Below are 19,620 nucleotides of genomic sequence, written 5' to 3'. Positions count from 1 at the left end.
AGCCTACCAGCGCCGATGGTACTGCACCCTAATCAGTGTGGGAGAGTAGGACACCGCCGAACACAATTTGCGAATACCCTGTATTCGACACCAGCAATGGTCTCGAATACAGGGTATTTTGCTATATCCACCCGTGTCGTCGAAGGCCAGTCTCCCTATGTGGGGGCTCAGTGCGTTCCGGGTCGATAGTGTCGTGCGGGGATCTTTGCTTAGATAGGGCATGGCATCACTGATCGGCGGCCCCACCCTGGTCGAGTCGTATCTGCAACACATCCACGACACGTGCGCTGCCGGCGGTGAAGGCGCGCTCGCGGACTACATACCGGAGCTGGCCCAGGTCGATCCCAAAAAATTCGGGCTGTCGTTGGCGTTGCACGACGGGTACGTGTATTCGATCGCTGATTCGGATGTCGGGTTCACCATCCAATCGGTGTCGAAGCCGCTCACGTACGCACTTGCCTTGACGCACAAGGGTTTTGATGAGCTCGACGGACGCATCGGGGTAGAGCCCTCGGGTGAGGCGTTCAACGAGATCAGCGTCGATTCACAGCGCCGGCCACGCAACCCGATGATCAATGCGGGTGCGATCCTGTCGTCTTCTCTGCTCCTCGAGATCCAACCCGATGTCGACGTGGCGTTTGCAGAGTTGCTCGATTTCTATTCATCCTGCGCCGGCCGTCGGCTGTCACTCGACGCCGATGTCTACAACTCCGAGATGCGAAGCGGCGCCCGAAATCGTGCGATTGCGTACATGATGCAGAGCTTTGGTGCTCTGCAAGCGTCTCCGGAGGATTCGATCGACCTCTATTTCCGTCAATGCTCTCTGATCGTCACGACGACCGACCTTGCGGTCATCGCCGGCACGTTGGCGAATGGGGGAGTGAATCCCCGAACGGGCAGGCGGGTCTTGACACAGGCCATCGTGGAACGGGTGCTCAGCGTGATGACGACGTGCGGCATGTACGACGGCGCCGGGGATTGGGTGACCAGGGTGGGTCTTCCGGCCAAGAGCGGTGTGGGCGGCGGGATCATGGCCGTGCTGCCCGGACAGCTCGGTATCGGTGTGTACTCGCCGCTCCTCGACGTGCACGGAAACAGCGTCCGTGGCGTCAACGCCTGTAAGCGACTCTCGTCCGATCTCGGTCTGCACATGTTCAACGTTGCCCGGCAGAGCAGATCCGCGGTTCGCTCATTCCGATCCGCGGAGGAGTTCGAGGTAGCGACCGAACGCAACGAGTTCGAACGGCACTTCCTCAAAGGCAACCGTGACCGCATCAGGATCTACGAACTCCAGGGTGACCTCACGTTCTCGGGTACCGAGAGCGTGCTGCGACGTGTTCGATCGGCGGCCAATGAGTTCGATGTGGTCATCCTCGACATGAGTCGAGTCGATCAGGTCGACGAGGTTTCGAGAACGATGTTCCTCGGTGCCAGCAAGAACCTCGAGAATGTCAAACGCATTGCGGTGGTGGTGGATCCGGACGGCATCGTGCTGCGAGCACATACCCACGAGGCCGAACCAGGTCCGCAACTCGACTACGTCGTCAAGACGATGGCCGATGCACTTGCCCAAGCAGAAGACTTCTTGCTGAAGACGGCGATCGAGAAGCAGTAGCCACGGTGGGGGCGTCGTTCAGCTCGCAGCGGCGTCGTGGGCGGAGAGCAGGGTCAGTGCAGCCAGGGTCTGGGCGTCGCAGATCGCTCCGGAGCGGACCGCCGCCCATACCTCCGTCACAGGCCACCACCGGGCGTCCATGTCCTGCTCTTCGTGTTCACGCTGCGCGGTACCGGCATGCAGATTCTCGGCAAGGAACACCGCCTGTCTCTGACTGCTGAAACCGGGCGCCACATCCACTGTCCCGATCCGGGTTAGTGAGTCGGCGCGGAGGCCCGTTTCCTCTGCGAGCTCCCGGACCGCGAGTGCCTGGGCCGGAACCACTTGACGGTCCGGTGCCGTGCCCGCCGGGAACTCCCATCGCCGCGCGTCCACTGCGTACCGGAACTGCTCGACCAGATACAAACGACCTTCTTCGCGCGGAATGACGACGACACCCTCGGGCTTGTCGACAACGCTGTAGATGCCGGTGCTGCCGTCGGAGCGAACGATTTCGTCCTCGCGGAGAGACAACCACGGGTTGGCATAAATTTCGGTTGAAGACACTCGCTTGATCGACACCACATCAGAATATGGCCGGCGCACGGCACGGGGGCGACGCGCGTTGCGTCCGCGGGCCTAAGGTGGTCCTCGTGCGTCTTGTTATTGCCGAATGCCAGGTCGACTATGTCGGACGGCTCACCGCCCATCTGCCCAAAGCTCGCCGACTGCTGTTGATCAAGTCCGACGGCTCAGTGAGCGTGCACGCCGACGATCGTGCCTATAAACCACTGAACTGGATGAGCCCACCGTGCTGGCTGGTGGAGACCACGCCTGAAACGCCTGATGGACCACAGCTGTGGGTAGTGACAAACAAGGCGGGCGAGGAACTCCAGATCACGATCACAGCGATCGAACACGATTCGAGCCACGAGCTCGGCGTCGATCCGGGACTGGTCAAAGACGGTGTCGAGGCACACTTGCAGGAGTTGCTGGCCGAACACGTGGAGACGCTCGGCACCGGCTATTCGCTGGTGCGGCGTGAGTACATGACCGCCATCGGTCCCGTTGACCTGCTGTGCCGCGACGCTGACGGTTCGTCGGTTGCGGTGGAGATCAAACGTCGCGGTGAGATCGATGGCGTGGAGCAGCTGACCCGCTATCTGGAGCTGATGAACCGTGATCCGCTGCTGGCCCCGGTCCAAGGGATTTTCGCGGCCCAGCAGATCAAGCCGCAGGCCAAGACCCTCGCCAACGATCGCGGCATCCGCTGCGTCACGCTCGACTACGACAAGCTTCGTGGGACCGAGAGCACCGAGTTCCGGCTGTTCTGAGATACCGGCGAGTGTGATGGAACGGATCGAGCCAGGCCCCGGCGGCGGCGACTACTACGTCCGGCCGATCACCGGTCAACGCGCAACCAAGATCTACCGATGCCCGGGCTGCAACCAGACCGTGATGGTAGGCGTTCCGCATGTGGTCGCCTGGCCGGTGGATGACTACGGGATGGATGGGTACGCGGGCGGCGGTTCCTATCTGGATGATCGCCGCCATTGGCACACCGGATGCTGGCGTCGCGCCGCGCGGGGTGCGCGCGGCGCACGACGTTAGCGCGCGTGGGCTACCGGTAAGAAGTACTCACCCGATCGGGGGTGTCTGTGCTGTCTGTGACGTCCTCCGGCTCGAGATCGGCGGATTCTTCGAGTTCCGAGTCTTCGGTGTCGACATCGTCGTGCTCGACAGCATCGTCGGCCGGGGTCGACGATGGCTCTTCGAGGCGTGCGTTGTCGGAGAGTTCCTTGTTGAGGAGGCCGGTGGTGTTCGGATCGAGCAGTTCGGGCTCGTTCTCGACTGCGGCGAGCAACTGTGGGACGTCGTCGAGTTGGCTACGGATCTCGGCGAGTTGAGACAACATCCGACTCCGCAGCGCACGGACCTGCTCGGCGACTTCTTGTGAGCGCGTGACTCTTTCGGTTGCCGCGGAGGCGGCGCGCTGACGCAGGCTCTCGGCTTCGGCGTGTGCGTTCTCGAGCCGTTCGCGTGCCTCGTTCTTGCTGTCGGTCTCGAGCTTGCTGGCTGCGGCGACGGCCTCGGATCGGCGGGCGGCGATCGTGATGTCGAAGTCTTGCTGAATCCGTTCCCGGTTGGCCTGCGCCCGGGCGTCGAGTTCTTCGGCCTGCGCTTTTGCCTCGGCGAGGATGCGCTGGGCCTCGTTGCGGGCTGCGATCATCGTGGCCTCGTGTTCGGCCTGCATCGCCTCACGGCGGCGGTTGAGCTCCGCGGTCTTTCGCGCGATCTCCTCGCGATGTTCCGTGACTTCCTGACGTGCGATCGAAAGTACTTCTGCCGCTTCTGCTTCCGACTGTGCCCGGATCTCCGAAGCCTCGTCAGAAGCTAGGCGGAGCATGCTGGAGACCCGCTCGCTCATCCCCTGGACAGTGGTGGGTGGCACGGATAGCCGATTGACCTCGCGGCGGAGTTCGTCGATGTCGTCGCGGGCGATCTCGAGATTCTCGGCGAGTTCACGGGCATTGGCCGTGGCGGCGTCGCGGTCGGCGGCGATGACCCGCATCTCCGCGTCGAAACGACGGAAGAACTCGGTGACCTGATCCCGGTCGTAACCACGCATGACCGTGGCAAACGGCAGGCCGCTGGCAGATGTGGCCTCGTTATTTGGCATGGGTGAGATTTTACGCTGTGTTGCCACCGGTACCGGGGGTGAACACGGTGTGGCGCACAGGAGTTACCAGGCTGCAACCCGTGTCCCCGGCCCGGTCGGCGGCTTCGGTGTGAGGCCTCAGTGCGCTGCGGCAGCCGGTTCCACGAGTTCGAGGAGGACTCCACCGGCATCCTTGGGGTGGATGAAGTTGATCCGTGAGTTCGCCGTGCCACGGCGCGGCTCGGTGTACAGCACCCGCAGACCGTTGGCGACCAGACGGCGCGTGACCTCTTCGATGTCGGTGACGCGGACAGCCATCTGCTGTAGTCCGGGACCGTTGCGATCGATGAACTTGGCGATGGTCGACGTCTCATCGATCGGCGACAGCAGCTGGATGAGGGCGTGTGTCTTGTCGGCACCCGCGGGGCCGACCATTGCTTCGACCACACCTTGGGCGGCGTTCGTCTCCTGATGCAGCGTCACCAGGCCCAGGTTTTCGAGGTACCAGGCCTTGGCGGCCTCCAGATCGGGCACTGCGATCCCGACATGATCGATCGCCGTGACGAGCTCGCCGATGGTCGCCATGGCCATTGACTGGGGGTTCTGTTCAGATGTGGTCATGGCATAAAGGTAACCTCGGCTTTAGTTGAGCGACGATTCAGCCAGCTTTTCAGAGAGGTCAGAACAGATGACAACGTCGGTAATAGTGTCCGGAGCCCGTACCCCGATCGGCCGATTGATGGGTTCGCTCAAGGATTTCAGTGCGGTGGACCTCGGTGCGATCGCGATCCGCGGAGCCCTGGAGAAGGGAAACGTCCCTGCCTCTGAGGTCGAATACGTCATCATGGGACAGGTTCTCGGCGCCGGCGCCGGTCAGATGCCTGCCAAGCAGACCGCGGTCAAGGCCGGTATCGGCTGGGATGTCCCCGCTCTGACGATCAACAAGATGTGCCTGTCGGGCATCGATGCGATCGCGCTGGCCGATCAGCTGATCCGGGCGGGCGAGTTCGAGTGCGTTGTCGCCGGTGGTCAGGAATCGATGACCCAGGCGCCGCACATCCTGCAGGGCAGCCGCAGCGGCTTCAAATACGGCAACACCGAGCTGGTCGATCACATGGCCTACGACGGCCTGCACGATCCCTTCACCGATCAGCCGATGGGCGCGCTCACCGAGCAGCAGAACGACGTCGAGAAGTTCACCCGCGAGCAGCAGGACGAGTTCGCCGCGCAGTCGAACCAGCGTGCCGCCATCGCGTGGAAGAACGGTGTATACGATGACGAGGTCGTGCCGGTGCCGATCCCGCAGCGTAAGGGTGATCCGGTCCTGTTCGCAGAAGACGAAGGCATCCGTGCCGACACGACCGCCGAGACGCTGTCGCGTCTGCGTCCGGCGTTCCGCAAGGACGGAACCATCACCGCAGGCAACTCTTCGCAGATCTCGGACGGCGCCGCTGCCGTCATCGTGATGAGCAAGGCGAAGGCGCAGGCTCTCGGGCTCGAATGGCTCGCCGAGATCGGCCCTCACGGTGTGGTCGCCGGACCCGACTCGACACTGCAGCATCAGCCGGCCAACGCCATCCGCAAGGCTGCCTCGAAGGCCGGGATCGATCCCGCCGGATTCGATCTGTACGAGATCAACGAAGCGTTCTCGGCGGTTGGCCTGGCCTCCGCCAAGGACCTCGGGGTCTCCGAAGACAAAGTGAACGTCAACGGTGGCGCCATCGCAATCGGTCACCCGATCGGTGCTTCCGGCGCACGCATCACGCTGCATCTCGCCCTGGAACTCGCCCGCCGCGGAGGTGGCACGGGTGTGGCCGCACTCTGTGGTGCCGGTGGACAGGGTGATGCGCTCATAATTTCTGTACCCAAGAAGTGAAAGTGACCGAAAATTGATTTCTGCAAAACTCACCGCCCAGATCTTCCGAGTAGTGGCAATTGCCGAGGCCGTGACCTGGCTGGCGCTGCTGATCGCGATGTTCTTCAAGTGGGTGCTCGGCCATGAAGAAGCCATCGCCATCCCGGGTATGACCCACGGGATCGTGTTCGTGGTGTACGTCGTGGTCTCGCTGTTCACCGCGTGGCGCCTGAAGTGGAACCTGGTCACCACCGGCCTCGCGTTGGTGGCGAGCATTCCGCCGTTCGGCACCCTGGTCTTCGAGGTGTGGGCGAAGCGTAATGGCCACCTCGACGGAGTCGAAGCACCGTCGAAGGCTGCAACAGTCTGACAACACCACCCGAAACCGCCATCGCGCATCCGAATCTTCGGGTGCGGGTGGCGGTTTCGTGCATTTTTGGCCTCAACGGCCTGTTGGCCGCCATGTGGGTGGCCCACATCCCGGTGATCCAGGATCGCACCGGTGTCAGTCACGCCACCCTGGGCGGTCTGCTGCTGGCGATCGGTGGGTCGGCTCTGGTTGCGATGCAACTGGTCGGACCGTTGACCGACCGCATCGGATCCAAATGGCCCACGGTGATCAGTGCGGTCGGTCTGTCGCTGGCGATTCTGTTGCCGGGTCTGGCCACCAGCACCACGTCGTTGGCGGGCGCGCTCGTGGTGTTCGGCTTCTTCAACGGTGCGCTCGACGTCTCGATGAACACTCAGGCCGTGCTGTGTGAACGCACCTACAAGCGACCGATCATGTCGTCTTTCCACGGATACTTCTCGGTGGGCGGTCTGGCCGGTGCCGGGATCGTGGCGGGCGGGTTGGCGCTCGACGTGCCCCTCATGGCGGTTCTGGGCACGTTCTGCGCTCTGGGACTGGTGAGCGCGGTGGTCCTGTCCCGGGACCTGTTGACCGGCCGCGCGGGCGACGAGGTTGCCGGCGCCGGATTGGAGGTCGTGCCCGATCAACAGGGCGTGGCCAGGTCTGATCGCGGCGAGGACGTCGCGGTCCGCGAGCCGCGACCATGGGGCCGGATCGCGTTGCTGGCCCTGGTGGCGTTCATGCTGATGCTCGCCGAGGGCGTCGCCTACGACTGGAGTGCGCTCTACATCGTCGAGAACTACAACGTCTCCGATGCCATGGGCGCGGTGGCGTTCGGTGCATTCAGCGCCACGATGGTGCTCTTCCGGTTCTCCGCCGACACGGTGAGCGCGAGGTTCGGACCGGTGGCCGTCGTGCGCGGCGGTGCGGCAGTTGCCGTGGCCGGGATGGCGCTGGCGATCTGCGCACCCACTGCGCCGTGGAGCATCGTCGGGTGGGCGGTGTTCGGCCTCGGTGTCGCGGGCGGCGTTCCACAGCTGTTCACCGCCGCCGGAAACGTCACGACCGCGTCGAGCGGTCAGATCATCTCGGTGGTTGTCGGCTTCGGCTATGTCGGGATGCTGGCGGGCCCGGCCGTCATCGGTCCGCTCAGTCAATGGTTCTCTCTGGGCAGCGCGTTGTGGTTTGCGGTGGCAGGCTTGGCCGTCGCCATCGTTTTCGCACCGGTGGTCCGGCCCCGCACAACCGGACCCCGGCACCACGTCACCGACGACCGTGCCAAACTGGAGTAATGACCAGACCGCAACAAAGTCAGCAGGCGGCTGCCCGTGCGGCAGCGGCAATGTCAGGCGCCGTGGACCTTTCGGGTCTCAAAGAACGTGCCGACGCGCAACGTGCGCAAGCCAGTCGGCCCACACCGCCACCGGGAGCCGCGCCACCGTCGGTCCCGACCGGGGGAGCAGGATTCCCCGCCGTCTACGACGTCACCGAGGAAACCTTCGAGTCCGAGGTCGTTGCCCGGTCCTCGCAGGTTCTGGTCGTGGTGGACCTCTGGGCGACCTGGTGCGGTCCGTGTAAGCAGCTGTCGCCGACGCTGGAGCGAATGGCCGCCGAATCCGGTGGCGCCTGGGTGCTCGCCAAGGTCGATGTCGACGCCAACCCGCGCATCGCGCAGTTGTTCGGTGTGCAGTCGGTACCGACCGTGGTCGCGATCATCGGCGGTCAGCCGGTGTCGGCCTTCGCCGGTGCACAGCCGGCCGCGCAGATCCAGAGCTGGATCGACGACGTCATGAGCCAGCACGGTGCCGGGATCACCGGTGCGCCTGCAGAGGCCGGTGCTGAAATCGAAGATCCGGTCGACCCACGAATGGCCGCTGCCGAGGACAAACTCAACGACGGCGACATCGACGGCGCGCTTGCCGAATACAAGGAAATCGCGGCCGCCGAGCCGAACAACCTCGAGGCCGCGTCGCTGGTCCGCAACCTGACGTTCGTCGCGCGGGCCCAGTCCCACGACCCGGCAGCGCTGGCCGACGCATCACCCGACGACATCGAGAAGCAACTGGCCGCTGCGGACGTGGAGCTGCTCAATCAGCAACCCGAGGCCGCCTTCGATCGGATCATCAAGGTTGTTGCCAGGACTGCGGGCGACGATCGCACCGCCGCCAGGGCCCGGCTGCTCGAACTGTTCGAACTGTTCGATCCGGTTGAACCCTTTGTGGTCGCGGCAAGGCGCAAGCTCGCGACCGCCCTGTACTGATGACCGCCCGGTACTGATCACCGCCGGGTACTGATCAGGTCTCACGGGTCGTAGCGGGAGCAACCACTGTCGGTGTCGAAGTAGCCTGCCGAGAACGCTGCGATCCGGGAGAAGCCACTCGGAAGCGAGCGGCCTGCGACGTCACTGGCAACGGCACCGCTGACCAGCAGGCTGGACACCAACTCGTCGAGGTCGCCGCCGCGAAGTGTGAACGTACCGGAGTCCGCGGTCGACCGGGCCCACTGGCCGGTGGCGCACGCCGCTCGGGCTGCGGAGACCGGTTGGTCGATCACCTGACCACGGGCCTGTTGGGCCGCGATCGAGTATCGGGATGCCACCAGCGAGTAGGCACTGAAATCGCCACCGATGAAGCTCGGCAACCCGGGGGGACCGCTGGTTCCGTTGTCGGCGATCGACGCGAGGTCTGACGAATCCATCGACACCGAGTTGGTGGCCGGGCAAAACGCCACCGGTGGCTGCGTGGCGACCGTGTCGACAGCGGGGCAACCGGTGTTCAGGGCATCGGTGTCGACAGCAGGCCGAACCTCCGGTGGCAGGGCGAAGAACTCCTCGACCGACGAGATCACCGAGTCGAGTCCGCCTTTGCTGAACCGGGTCGTGTCGATACTGCCTGCGTTGTCGAAGCGCGGCGGCATCGCATCGCGCATGTCGTCGATGCTTATCTCGTCGATCGCCGCACATCGCTCCGGTCCGCTGCCGAATCCGATTTCAAATGCGTGGGCCCGTTCGAACGCGGTGCCGTGATCGGACTGTCCACGTTCGCTGTCTCGGGCCGAGATCAGCGCGGCGACAGCAGAATTGAGCCCATCGGCGGTATTGATCTGCAGGTACTGGCCCTTGTCCTCGGCGATCCATCGGATGAAGTTCCCCGACAGGCAGTCTGCCTGTTGTTCGCTCACGATCGGGGAGGCGTCTTTGTCGATGCCGGCGATCATCTGCACGTAGTGGCCGTACTCGTGGGCAATGACCGTCACCGGCGCCATCGGCCCGAACTCGTCGATCAGGGCCGGCATCAAAACCCCACGGTCCCAGCCGATCTGGTCCCGCGGCGGGCAGAACGCAGCATTGACGTGGCCATAGGTCGAGTCGCCACAGAACGTCACCGATGCGCTTCGGGGCGCCTCGGCATCCCAGGACACGAACCCCAGACCCGTTTTGAACTCACCGCCGAACGCGGGTTCGAAGGCCTCTTTCCAGTACTTCTCGAGATCCAGCAGGGCCGCGGCCATCAGGGTGTCGATCTCACCGGAGTCCGCATTGTCGATATCGAGCACCGGTTCTTCGGCGCCGGAACGCACGCCGGTTGGGCCGTCGCTGACCGCGAGGCCGGCAACGGTGAACGGGTCGGAGTACACCGACACCGGATCACCGTCGACCACAACACGCTCTTCACGGTCGGTGCAACCGGTGGACACCAGCAGGCAGACGCCGACCAGCCCACTGATCCACGATATTCGTCGTGTGTTCACGGATGTCCCCGGCGCCCGCCGCTAGGCCGGCGCGATCCAGATGGCTCCGTTGGCAGGCAAAGTCAGTCGGGCGCATGCGGGCCGACCGTGCCAGGCTTCACTGTTTGCGATCACTTGACCGAGATTACCGGCGCCGGTGCCGCCGTACGCCGGTGCATCGGTGTTGAGGATCTCGTTCCAGACACCGACGACCGGGAGTCCGACCCGGTAGTCGGTGCGCGTGGTGCCGGAGAAGTTGAAGACACACGCCACCACCGAGCCGTCCGACCCCCATCGCAGGAAACTGATGATGTTGCCCGCGGTGTCGTTGGCATCGATCCAGGAGTAGCCGCTGGGCGTGATGTCCTGGCTGTACAGCGCCGGATGTCGGCGGTATGCGCTGTTGAGGTCGGTGACGAGTGACTGGACACCGGCGTGCAGCTCACCCTCCCAGCCTTCGAGTTGCTCCCACGACAGGCTGCGGTTCTCCGACCATTCCGGGGTCTGGGCGAACTCCTGGCCCATGAACAGCAACTGCTTGCCCGGATGAGCCCACATGTAGGCGAGCAGCGCGCGGACACCCGCCGCCTTCGTCTGCGAATCACCGGGCATCCGCGTCCACAGTGTGCCCTTGCCGTGCACGACCTCGTCGTGGCTGATGGGCAGCACGAAGTTCTCACTCCAGGCGTACATCAGCGAGAACGTGATCTCGTGGTGATGGAAGCTGCGGTGGATCTGATCGCGCCCGAGGTAGCCGAGCGTGTCGTGCATCCAGCCCATGTTCCACTTCATCGTGAAGCCGAGCCCGCCCAGATTGGTGTCGCGGGTGACCCCGGGCCACGATGTCGATTCCTCGGCGATCGTCACCACATCCGGGTGGTGTTTGTGGACGGTCGCGTTCATCTCCTGCAGGAACTGCACCGCTTCGAGATTCTCCCGACCCCCATAGATGTTGGGGGACCAGCCCCCGTCCGGGCGGGAGTAGTCGAGGTAGAGCATGGAGGCGACGGCATCGACGCGCAGTCCGTCGATGTGGAACTCGTCGAACCAGTAGAGCGCGTTGGCAACCAGGAAGTTGCGCACCTCGGGCCTGCCGAAGTCGAAAACGTAAGTGCCCCAGTCCAGTTGCTCGCCGCGCTGCGGGTCGCCGTGTTCGTAGAGGGGGGTGCCGTCGAAACGGGCAAGTGCCCAGGCGTCTTTGGGGAAGTGGGCGGGCACCCAGTCGACCAGGACGCCGATCCCCAGCTCGTGCAGTCGGTCGACGAAGAACCGGAAGTCGTCGGGTGTGCCGAAACGTGAGGTCGGTGCGTAATACGAGGTGACCTGGTAGCCCCAGGATCCGCCGAACGGGTGCTCCGAGACCGGGAGCAACTCGACGTGCGTGAAGCCGAGTTCGCTGACGTATGTGCCGAGTTCGTCGGCCAGTTCGCGATATCCCAGACCCTGGCGCCACGACCCGAGATGTACCTCGTACACGCTCATCGGTTCATTGACCGCAACCAGCTTCGCGCGGCGGTCGAGCCACTCGGCATCGGTCCACTCGAATGATGTCTCGGGTATGACAGAGGCGGTGGCCGGCGGGACCTCTGCGGCCCGGGCCATCGGATCGGCCTTCTCCCGGACGACGCCGTCGTTGCCGGTGATCCGGTATTTGTAGGTGGTGCCCGGACCGACATGGGGCACAAAGACTTCCCAGACCCCGCTCGAGCCGAGACTGCGCATCGGTGCGGTGTGCCCGCGCCAGCCATCGAAACTGCCGATGACGGTCACACCCTGGGCGTTGGGTGCCCACACGGCGAAGCTGGTGCCGTCAACACTGCCGTCCGGTGTCGAATACAGCCGGGATTGCGGGCCCAGGATCTCCCACAGCCGTTCGTGCCTGCCCTCGGTGAACAGGTGGATGTCGAGCTCTCCGAGGCTCGGAAGGAACCGGTATCCGTCGGCGACGATGAACTCGCGGGTGGTGCCGGTCGTGTCTTTGTAGGTGACGCGATACCGGTAGTCGATCAGCTCCGCGAACGGGATGGTGGCGACAAACAGGCCCGAATCCTGGTGTGTCAGTGGGTAGTCGACACCGCCGATGATCGCGCTCACCGATATCGCATCAGGCTTGAGGGTGCGCAGGATCGTGTACTCGCCCGATGGATGGGCGCCGAGGACCGCGTGCGGGTTGTGGTGTGTGCCGGACAGGAGCCTGTCGAGTTCTGACTTCTCGAGGGTGGCGTCGGGTGCGGTGTTTGACGGTGTGGTCATGAGGGAGTCCTGAACGCGAGTGCGCTGCGCGCCGCCTCGGGCATGGGCGGAAGAGCAACGATGTGGGCAACCGAGCGCCATGGTTCCAGCCGGACATAGTTGGATTGGCCCCAGTGGAAGCTTTCGCCGGTCACTTCGTCGATACCGCTGAAGCGGTCGTGCCAGTTGTAGCCCAGCGAGGGCATGTCCAGCCACACGGTTGATTCTTGGGCGGCGATGGGGTCGAGGTTGATGATCACGACCACCGTGTCGCCGGTGTGTGGGTCGAACTTCGAGAACGCGATGAGCGCATCGTTGTCGATGTGATGGAACTTCAGGTACCGCAATTGCTGCAGCGCCGGGTGGCGCCTGCGGATCTCGTTGAGTGAGCGGATCCATCCTTCGAGCGATTCACCACGGCTCGCCGCGCCCTTGTAGTCGCGGGGACGCAGCTGATACTTCTCCGAATCCAGATACTCTTCGCTGCCATCGCGTACGGCATTGTGTTCGAAGAGTTCGTATCCGCTGTAGACACCCCACGTCGGGGACAGGGTGGCGGCCAGCGCCGCCCGCAGTGCGAACATCCCGGGACCGCCGTGTTGGAGGCTCTCGTGCAGGATGTCCGGGGTGTTGACGAACAGATTGGGTCTGCAGACGTCCGCCTTCGCCGCGATCTCGTTGCCGAACTCGGTGATCTCCCACTTGGCGGTCCGCCAGGTGAAATACGTGTAGGACTGCGTGAACCCCAATTTGGCCAGCCCGTACAGGCGGGCCGGCCGGGTGAAGGCCTCGGCCAGGAACAGCACGTCGGGGTCACGTTTTTTGACCTCGACGATGATCCACTCCCAGAAATCCGGTGGTTTGGTGTGCGGGTTGTCGACCCGAAAGATCTTGACGCCCTGCTTGACCCAGTGAAGGACGACCTTCAGCACGCCGCGGAAGATTCCGTCGCGGTCGTCGTCGAAGTTGAGCGGGTAGATGTCCTGGTACTTCTTGGGTGGATTCTCCGCGTAACGGATGGTCCCGTCGGGTTCGGTGACGAACCAGTCAGGGTGTTCGGTGGTCCAGGGATGGTCGGGCGCGCATTGCAGCGCCAGATCGAGCGCGACCTCCATGCCGAGTTCCTCGGTGCGCTGGCGGAAATAGTTGAAGTCGTCGAGCGTGCCAAGGCGTGGATGGATGGCATCGTGTCCACCGTCCGCCGATCCGATCGCCCACGGGGAGCCGACATCGTCGGGTCCGGCGATCACAGAGTTGTTGGGCCCCTTGCGGTTCACCTCGCCGATCGGATGGATCGGTGGCAGATAGACCACATCGAAGCCCATGTCGGCGATCCGGGGCAGATCTTCGGCGGCGGTCAGGAAGGTGCCGTGAACCGGGTGTCCGTCGTTGTCCCAGCCGCCGGTGGACCGCGGGAACATCTCGTACCAGGATCCGAACAGCGCGCGCACGCGGTCGACCCAGACGCGGTGTGTGCGGCTCTTGGTGACCAATTCCCGGACCGGGTGGTCGATCAACAGGGTGCTGACCGGTTCCGAGAGTGCAGGCGCGACGCGGACCGGGAGCGCGGCCTGTTGATCGCGCAATGCGGCGATGGCACCGGTCAACAGATCGCGGTCGTCCGGTGGGACGAGAGTGATCGCCTTTTCGAGCAGGCGCGCACCACGTTCGATGTCGTTGGCGAGTTCGGAGCTGCCCTGGCCTGCCGCGAGTTTTTTGTCCATGGCGTCGCGCCAGGTCGCGAAAGGATCGCTCCAACCGTCGATCCGGAACGACCAGTAGCCGATGGCATCGGGCGTGAACAGGGCGTTGAACGTGTCGGGTTCGACGCCCGGCGACATCCGGATGTCCAGGCTCTTGCTCCGTGACGGCCCATCGACATGCAATGTGGCGGCAACGGCGTCGTGGCCTTCCCGCCAGACCGTTGCACTGATGGGGACGGTCTCTCCGACAACCGCTTTCGCGGAGAATTGACCAGAGGAGACCACGGGGGCTATGTCATCGATCCCGATGCGCCCAATCACCTTCTGCGCCACCTTTCGACGTTTTCGACGGGTTCTAGATGGTTCTCGAGGGGTGCTGCACTGTCATCGCTGTCGGTTCCCACCGTATGCGACCGCGGCCGGTTCGGCGCGGGCTCGAGCGCCTCAGGCTTTGGTGTCGCCGTGCAATCTGCTCAGCGCTCCTCGGACCAACTGCGCATCCGAGGTTCGCCAGAACGGTGGCAACGATGCCAGTAGGTAGTTGCCATATCGGGCCGTTGCCAAACGTGAGTCGAGGACGGCCACCACACCGCGGTCGGAGGTGGATCGCAACAAACGGCCGGTGCCCTGGGCCAACAGCAGTGCGGCGTGGCCGGCGGCGATGGCCATGAAACCGTTGCCGCCGCGGGCCTCGACGGCCTGTTGCCGCGCCAGCAACAGGGGATCGTCCGGGCGGGGGAACGGGATGCGATCGATCAGAACCAGATTCAGGGACGGACCCGGGACGTCGACGCCCTGCCACAGCGACAGGGTGCCGAACAGGCACGTGCTCTCGTCGGCCGCGAACTCCTTGACCAACGCGCCGGTGGCACCTTCGCCCTGACAGAGCACGGGGAGTTCGATGCGCGCGCGGACGGCCTCTGCCGCAGCCTTGGCTGCGCGCATCGACGAGAAGAGCCCGAGCGTGCGGCCACCGGCCGCGGTGATCAGTTCGACCATCTCGTCGATGATGCGGGGCGACAAACCGTCCCGACCCGGTGCGGGCAGGTGACGGGCCACGTAGAGGATGGCGGCCTTCTGGTGATCGAAAGGCGACCCCACGTCGACACCGTTCCAGGTGATCTTCTTCTTGTCGGACGGGGGCGGCTTGCCGATGGCGGTGATGCTCTGCGCCGACTTGGTCGCCTGTGTCTGCGGTTCCGATTCGTCGTCGGATCGCGGGCGATGCGGGGGCAGACCCCATTCCGCGGCCAGACTGTCGAACGAACCACCGACGGTCAGTGTCGCCGACGTCAAGATCACGGTGGCATTGGCGAACAGGGAGGCGCGGAGCAGTCCGCCTACGGACAGCGGCGCCACCCGCAGCACTTTCTTCCGATCGCCGCGGACCAATTCCTCGGCGACCCATACGACATCCGGACGTCTGGCCGGGTCGGGATCGTCGAAGGCGCCCAGGATCCGGACCGCGGTGTCGTGCAGCTCTTCCAGAGAGGTCAGAGCGGCCGAGCGGGCGGCGCTGGCATCGGCGTCGAGTTCGCCGCTGCGCCGGGCCGGGCCGATGGCGGTGTGCGCCTTCCACAGCCGGTCGCGAAGCGAGGACAACGCCAGGGGAGCACCGTCGGGCAAACCCGTCCACTGACCGGGTGCGATTTCATCGAGCAGTAATTCGATCTGTTCGCTGCTGCCTGCGATGTCGTCGGAGAGTTCGTCGTCGATGAGTTTTCCGCAGCGCCTGGCCGCACCGGCGATGATTCCTCCCGACAACTCGGCCGTGGCCACCGAGGTGATCCGGTCGGCGAGTTCGTGCGCTTCGTCCACCACCACGACATCGTGTTCGGGAAGGATCGCGGCCGGACTCATCGCATCGATCGCGAGCAGCGCGTGGTTGGTGACCACCAGATCGGCCTGACCGGCCTTGGCTTTTGCCTTCTCCGCAAAACAATCGGCACCGTATGAGCAGTTGGTGGCGCCGAGGCATTCGCGGGCGGTCACACTGACCTGGCGCCACGCGCGGTCGGAGACACCGGTGTCGAGGTCGTCGCGGTCACCGGTCTCGGTGTCGGAGGTCCACTCGCGCAGGCGGGTGACCTCACGTCCGAGCCGGGAGGCCGCAAACGGATCGGGTTGGCCGCCTGCGCTGAACAGATCGTCGTCGGCCGGTTCGTCGAGCATTCCGGCGTGGATCTTGTTCAGGCACAGGTAGTTACCGCGACCCTTGAGGATCGCGAACTCCGGAGGGCGGCCGAGCGGCTTGGTGAGCGCGGTGGCGGTTCGGGGCAGGTCTCTATCGACCAGCTGGCGCTGCAGGGCGATGGTCGCCGTCGAGACGACCACCGTCTTGCCCGTGTCGACGGCATGACGCAACGACGGAACCAGATAGGCCAGCGACTTACCGGTACCGGTCCCGGCCTGGACGGCAAGATGCTCGCCGGTGTCGATGGAATGGGCAACGGCCGAGGCCATCTTCAGCTGACCGTCGCGCCGGGCCCCGCCCAGTGCGGAAACCGCCTCGGCCAGGAGGTCGGGTACCTCGGGAATCGAACTCATCGCGGGTCTGTCATCAGACGTGGGCTCCTGCCGACGGCGGCACGACCGTGACACCGGCGCTGTTCATCTGAGCAATCGCAGACGAGGTGGTCTCGGCGCTGACCCCGGCGCAGTAATCGAGCAGGACCCGGGTCTCGAACCCGGCCGCAGCGGCGTCGATCGCGGTGGCCCGAACACAGTGGTCGGTGGCCAGACCGACCACGTCGACGGCGTTGATGTCATGCCCGCGCAACCAGTCGACCAGGGCAGCGTCATTGCTGTCGATGCCTTCGAAGCCCGAATATGCGGCGCTGTGATGTCCTTTGGAGAAGGTCGCATCCGCGACGGAGGCATCGAAACGGGGATGGAAGTCCATACCTGGGGTGCCCACGACACAGTGCGGGGGCCAGCTGTCGACGAAGTCAGGGGTGTCGGAGAAATGGGCTCCCGGATCGATGTGGTGATCGCGGGTGGCGACGATCACCTGATAGCCGTGTTCGCGCTGGGTGTAGCAGGTGATCGCGGCCGCGACGTCGGCGCCGCCACGTACTGCCAGTGAGCCACCCTCGCAGAAGTCGTTCTGCACGTCGACGATCAGCAATGCGGTTCGAATATGTTTGCTCACAACAGATTCCCTACTTGATGAGACAAAACCATCCCTACGGTCGAAAGCAACTGCCTACGGGGCGATGAAGCGGGTGGGTATTGCGGGTTCGCCGCGGGACAGACCCAAACCTTCCCACGGCAGACTGACAAGAGCCTCGGCCAGGTGTTGCCGCGACTCTTCCAGGGTAGGGAGCCCATCGACGGGTTTGCCATCTCGCACCAACGGGATCTGCAGTGGCCGCGATGGTGACGGCAGGCCGGGTGCCGCCGATCCGCGGGGATACACGATTTCCTCCAGGATCGTTCCCGACGGCTTGGCCGTTCGGAGCGCTGTCTTCGCACCGCCACGGGATTCCTTGCGGCTGGCCCGTTTTGCCACCGGGATGCCGTCGACCTCGACGAGTTTGTAGACCATGCCTGCGGTGGGCGACCCGGATCCGGTCACCAGTGACGTGCCAACGCCGTAGGCGTCGACCGGCTCGGCGCGCAGTGCCGCGATCGCGTATTCGTCGAGGTCGCCGGACACGACAATTTTTGTCCCGGTGGCGCCGAGGTCGTCGAGCTGCTGGCGGACCTGGCGTGCCAGCATGCCCAGATCGCCGGAGTCGATACGGACGCCGCCGAGGTCGGTGCCGGCCACCTCGATGGCGTTGGCCACACCCTGGGCTATGTCGTAGGTGTCGACGAGCAGGGTTGTCCCGACACCGAGGCGCGCGATCTGTGAGGCGAACGCCGCCTTCTCGTCCGGGCCGTCGGCGGTGGTGTGCAACAGGGTGAAGGAGTGCGCGCTGGTACCGGTGCTCGGTATTCCGTGCCGACGGGCGGCTTCGAGGTTGGACGTGGCGGACATCCCGGCGAGGTAGCCGGCCCGGGCCGATGCCACCGCCGCCTGCTCGTGGGTGCGGCGGGAACCCATCTCGATGATCGGACGGGAACCCGACGCGGTGACCATCCGGGCCGCCGCCGAGGCGATGGCGCTGTCATGGTTGATGATCGACAGGGCGAGGGTTTCGAGCACAACCGCTTCGGCGAAGGTGCCGCGCACGGTCAGCACCGGGGAGCCAGGGAAATACAGCTCGCCCTCGGGATATCCGTCGATGTCTCCGGAGAATCGGTATCTGCTCAGCCACTCGAGCGTCTCGGCATCGAGGAACGGTTCGACCAGGGTCAGTTCGTCAGGGCCGAAGGTGAACTCGGCGAGTTGCTCGATCAGACGCCCGGTACCAGCGACAACACCGTATCGGCGGCCATCGGGGAGTCGCCGTGCGAACAGTTCGAATGTGCAGTTGCGATGCGCACTGCCGCCGGCGAGCGCGGCCGCGATCATGGTGAGCTCGTAGTGGTCGGTCAGCAGCGCTGTGTTCGATGCGGTCACTATCGGTACCCTAGGGCTTATGCGCGGACAGATGATGACCGCACCGCAGCGTGTCCACACCACGTTGTCGGCGGGCGACGGTCAGCACGAGGCTACCCCGTCCAGTACCGCCGTTGCCGAACGCGACGAGGCACTGGATCGCCCGTGGATGACCATCGTGTGGGACGACCCGGTGAATTTGATGCGGTACGTGACCTACGTCTTCCAGAAGGTCTTCGGGTACAGCGAAACCAAGGCTTCCGAGCTGATGATGCAGGTACACACAGAAGGGCGGGCCGTGGTGTCGTCGGGCGATCGCGACAAGGTGGAACTCGACGTGCAGAAGCTGCATTCGGCGGGCCTGTGGGCCACCATGCAGCGGGACAGCTGACCGCGTGCGCAATTGGAAACGGCGTGGTTCCGGCGATCGGCTACGCATCACCACCGAACTCGATCAGCACGAATCCGATCTGATCGCGTCACTGGTCATGTCGATGACCGAGTTGCTCGACGAACGGGAGTCGACCGCTCCGACCGATGAGCTCTCCGAGATGACAGGCATCGCGTCGGGTCACTCCACCCCGCCGACCGATGCCACCCTCGGCAGACTCTTTCCGGACTTTCATCGTCCCGACCAGGACGAGACCACATCGATGGACGCGGCCACCGGCGACATCAACGGCGCACTGCGCAGTCTGCACGAACCGCACATCATCTCCGCCAAACAGGAAGCCGCGCGGGTGGTGCTCGACTCGCTTCCCGAAGGCGGAGGTGTGGTCTCGTTGACCCCGGCGGAAGCCGACCAGTGGTTGTCCGCGGTGAACGACGTGCGCCTGGCACTGGGCGCGATGATCGGTATCAACGAGTCCACTCCGGACCAATTGCCCGAGGGCGATCCGATGGCGGCCCATCTCGACGTCTACCACTGGTTGACCGTCGTGCAAGAACTGCTCGTGGTCGCCCTCATCGGTAAGTGAACGGTCGGCCGGCAGTCAGCCTGAAGTGAGGATTGC

At 64.5% G+C, this 19,620-nt stretch carries 18 protein-coding genes; 9 read left to right on the top strand and 9 right to left on the bottom strand.

Annotated elements, in window-relative coordinates; all coding sequences use genetic code 11:
* Nucleotides 1-220: 220 nt before the first annotated feature.
* Nucleotides 221-1,615, top strand: a complete 1,395-nt coding sequence (glsA, locus tag AC56PL_RS19520; protein WP_497154824.1) for a glutaminase A — start codon at nucleotides 221-223, stop codon at nucleotides 1,613-1,615.
* A gap of 18 nt (nucleotides 1,616-1,633) precedes the next feature.
* Here the strand turns inward: glsA and AC56PL_RS19515 are convergent, their stop codons facing one another.
* Nucleotides 1,634-2,161, bottom strand: a complete 528-nt coding sequence (locus AC56PL_RS19515; RefSeq protein ID WP_497154823.1) for an NUDIX domain-containing protein — start codon at nucleotides 2,159-2,161, stop codon at nucleotides 1,634-1,636.
* 86 nt (nucleotides 2,162-2,247) lie between these two features.
* On the opposite strand from AC56PL_RS19515, the gene nucS reads away from it, so the two are divergent.
* Both nucS and AC56PL_RS19505 read left to right on the top strand, forming a co-directional pair.
* Complete coding sequence (gene nucS, locus AC56PL_RS19510; RefSeq protein ID WP_495516882.1) at nucleotides 2,248-2,928, top strand: endonuclease NucS; 681 nt, start codon at nucleotides 2,248-2,250, stop codon at nucleotides 2,926-2,928.
* Between the two features lie 16 nt (nucleotides 2,929-2,944).
* A complete protein-coding gene (locus AC56PL_RS19505; RefSeq protein WP_497154822.1) occupies nucleotides 2,945-3,205 on the top strand; it encodes an Rv1322 family protein in 261 nt (86 codons plus the stop codon).
* Nucleotides 3,206-3,215: 10 nt separating this feature from the next.
* Here AC56PL_RS19505 and AC56PL_RS19500 read toward each other — a convergent pair whose 3' ends face one another.
* Nucleotides 3,216-4,274, bottom strand: a complete 1,059-nt coding sequence (locus AC56PL_RS19500; RefSeq protein WP_497154821.1) for a hypothetical protein — start codon at nucleotides 4,272-4,274, stop codon at nucleotides 3,216-3,218.
* A 117-nt stretch (nucleotides 4,275-4,391) separates the two neighbouring features.
* A complete protein-coding gene (mce, locus tag AC56PL_RS19495) occupies nucleotides 4,392-4,874 on the bottom strand; it encodes a methylmalonyl-CoA epimerase (RefSeq protein ID WP_495516879.1) in 483 nt (160 codons plus the stop codon).
* 67 nt (nucleotides 4,875-4,941) lie between these two features.
* On the opposite strand from mce, the gene AC56PL_RS19490 reads away from it, so the two are divergent.
* Genes AC56PL_RS19490 through AC56PL_RS19475 form a run of 4 tightly spaced genes read left to right on the top strand, consistent with a single transcriptional unit; the run spans nucleotide 4,942 to nucleotide 8,717 of the window.
* Nucleotides 4,942-6,129, top strand: coding sequence for an acetyl-CoA C-acetyltransferase (locus AC56PL_RS19490; protein WP_497154820.1), 1,188 nt, complete (start codon nucleotides 4,942-4,944; stop codon nucleotides 6,127-6,129).
* A gap of 13 nt (nucleotides 6,130-6,142) precedes the next feature.
* Nucleotides 6,143-6,478, top strand: coding sequence for a DUF3817 domain-containing protein (locus AC56PL_RS19485; protein WP_495516877.1), 336 nt, complete (start codon nucleotides 6,143-6,145; stop codon nucleotides 6,476-6,478).
* A 41-nt stretch (nucleotides 6,479-6,519) separates the two neighbouring features.
* The gene (locus AC56PL_RS19480; RefSeq protein WP_495516876.1) at nucleotides 6,520-7,749 is read left to right on the top strand and encodes an MFS transporter; all 1,230 of its coding nucleotides are present in this window, start codon (nucleotides 6,520-6,522) and stop codon (nucleotides 7,747-7,749) included.
* Complete coding sequence (locus tag AC56PL_RS19475) at nucleotides 7,749-8,717, top strand: tetratricopeptide repeat protein (protein WP_497154819.1); 969 nt, start codon at nucleotides 7,749-7,751, stop codon at nucleotides 8,715-8,717. Before AC56PL_RS19480 ends, AC56PL_RS19475 begins: the two co-directional genes overlap by 1 nt.
* A 41-nt stretch (nucleotides 8,718-8,758) precedes the next feature.
* On the opposite strand, the gene AC56PL_RS19470 is transcribed toward AC56PL_RS19475, so the two are convergent.
* The 6 genes from AC56PL_RS19470 to AC56PL_RS19445 all read right to left on the bottom strand — a co-directional run bounded on the left by AC56PL_RS19470 (nucleotide 8,759) and on the right by AC56PL_RS19445 (nucleotide 18,628).
* A complete protein-coding gene (locus AC56PL_RS19470; RefSeq protein WP_497154818.1) occupies nucleotides 8,759-10,207 on the bottom strand; it encodes a neutral zinc metallopeptidase in 1,449 nt (482 codons plus the stop codon).
* A gap of 21 nt (nucleotides 10,208-10,228) precedes the next feature.
* Complete coding sequence (glgB, locus tag AC56PL_RS19465; protein WP_497154817.1) at nucleotides 10,229-12,439, bottom strand: 1,4-alpha-glucan branching protein GlgB; 2,211 nt, start codon at nucleotides 12,437-12,439, stop codon at nucleotides 10,229-10,231.
* Nucleotides 12,436-14,442 carry a maltotransferase domain-containing protein gene (locus AC56PL_RS19460; RefSeq protein ID WP_497154816.1) on the bottom strand — a complete coding sequence of 669 codons (2,007 nt, stop codon included), beginning with the start codon at nucleotides 14,440-14,442 and terminating at the stop codon, nucleotides 12,436-12,438. The genes glgB and AC56PL_RS19460 overlap by 4 nt, the downstream gene beginning before the upstream one ends.
* Before the next feature lie 123 nt (nucleotides 14,443-14,565).
* On the bottom strand, nucleotides 14,566-16,668 hold the full coding sequence (locus tag AC56PL_RS19455; protein ID WP_497154815.1) for an ATP-dependent DNA helicase: 2,103 nt from the start codon (nucleotides 16,666-16,668) through the stop codon (nucleotides 14,566-14,568).
* Nucleotides 16,669-16,681: 13 nt separating this feature from the next.
* On the bottom strand, nucleotides 16,682-17,272 hold the full coding sequence (locus AC56PL_RS19450; RefSeq protein WP_497154814.1) for an isochorismatase family protein: 591 nt from the start codon (nucleotides 17,270-17,272) through the stop codon (nucleotides 16,682-16,684).
* A 54-nt stretch (nucleotides 17,273-17,326) separates the two neighbouring features.
* On the bottom strand, nucleotides 17,327-18,628 hold the full coding sequence (locus AC56PL_RS19445) for a nicotinate phosphoribosyltransferase (protein WP_495516869.1): 1,302 nt from the start codon (nucleotides 18,626-18,628) through the stop codon (nucleotides 17,327-17,329).
* 34 nt (nucleotides 18,629-18,662) lie between these two features.
* Here AC56PL_RS19445 and clpS point away from each other — a divergent pair, with 34 nt between their 5' ends.
* Together clpS and aosR are read left to right on the top strand one after the other, a co-directional pair.
* Nucleotides 18,663-18,998, top strand: coding sequence for an ATP-dependent Clp protease adapter ClpS (gene clpS / locus AC56PL_RS19440; protein WP_495516934.1), 336 nt, complete (start codon nucleotides 18,663-18,665; stop codon nucleotides 18,996-18,998).
* A gap of 4 nt (nucleotides 18,999-19,002) precedes the next feature.
* Nucleotides 19,003-19,584 (top strand): oxidative stress transcriptional regulator AosR, encoded by a 582-nt coding sequence (gene aosR / locus AC56PL_RS19435; RefSeq protein ID WP_495516868.1) that lies wholly within the window; start codon nucleotides 19,003-19,005, stop codon nucleotides 19,582-19,584.
* Nucleotides 19,585-19,620 lie beyond the last annotated feature (36 nt).

Source organism: Williamsia sp. Y721, assembly GCF_059683565.1.
This window is presented reverse-complemented; position numbering and strand designations above follow the sequence as displayed.

Bases quoted from the DNA above. Each gene is read 5' to 3' on its own strand.
- glsA (WP_497154824.1), top strand. From the start codon at position 221: ATGGCATCACTGATCGGCGGCCCCACCCTGGTCGAGTCGTATCTGCAA.
- AC56PL_RS19505 (WP_497154822.1), top strand. From the start codon at position 2,945: ATGGAACGGATCGAGCCAGGCCCCGGCGGCGGCGACTACTACGTCCGG.
- AC56PL_RS19500 (WP_497154821.1), bottom strand. From the start codon at position 4,274: ATGCCAAATAACGAGGCCACATCTGCCAGCGGCCTGCCGTTTGCCACG.
- mce (WP_495516879.1), bottom strand. From the start codon at position 4,874: ATGACCACATCTGAACAGAACCCCCAGTCAATGGCCATGGCGACCATC.
- AC56PL_RS19490 (WP_497154820.1), top strand. From the start codon at position 4,942: ATGACAACGTCGGTAATAGTGTCCGGAGCCCGTACCCCGATCGGCCGA.
- AC56PL_RS19475 (WP_497154819.1), top strand. From the start codon at position 7,749: ATGACCAGACCGCAACAAAGTCAGCAGGCGGCTGCCCGTGCGGCAGCG.
- glgB (WP_497154817.1), bottom strand. From the start codon at position 12,439: ATGACCACACCGTCAAACACCGCACCCGACGCCACCCTCGAGAAGTCA.
- AC56PL_RS19455 (WP_497154815.1), bottom strand. From the start codon at position 16,668: ATGAGTTCGATTCCCGAGGTACCCGACCTCCTGGCCGAGGCGGTTTCC.
- clpS (WP_495516934.1), top strand. From the start codon at position 18,663: ATGACCGCACCGCAGCGTGTCCACACCACGTTGTCGGCGGGCGACGGT.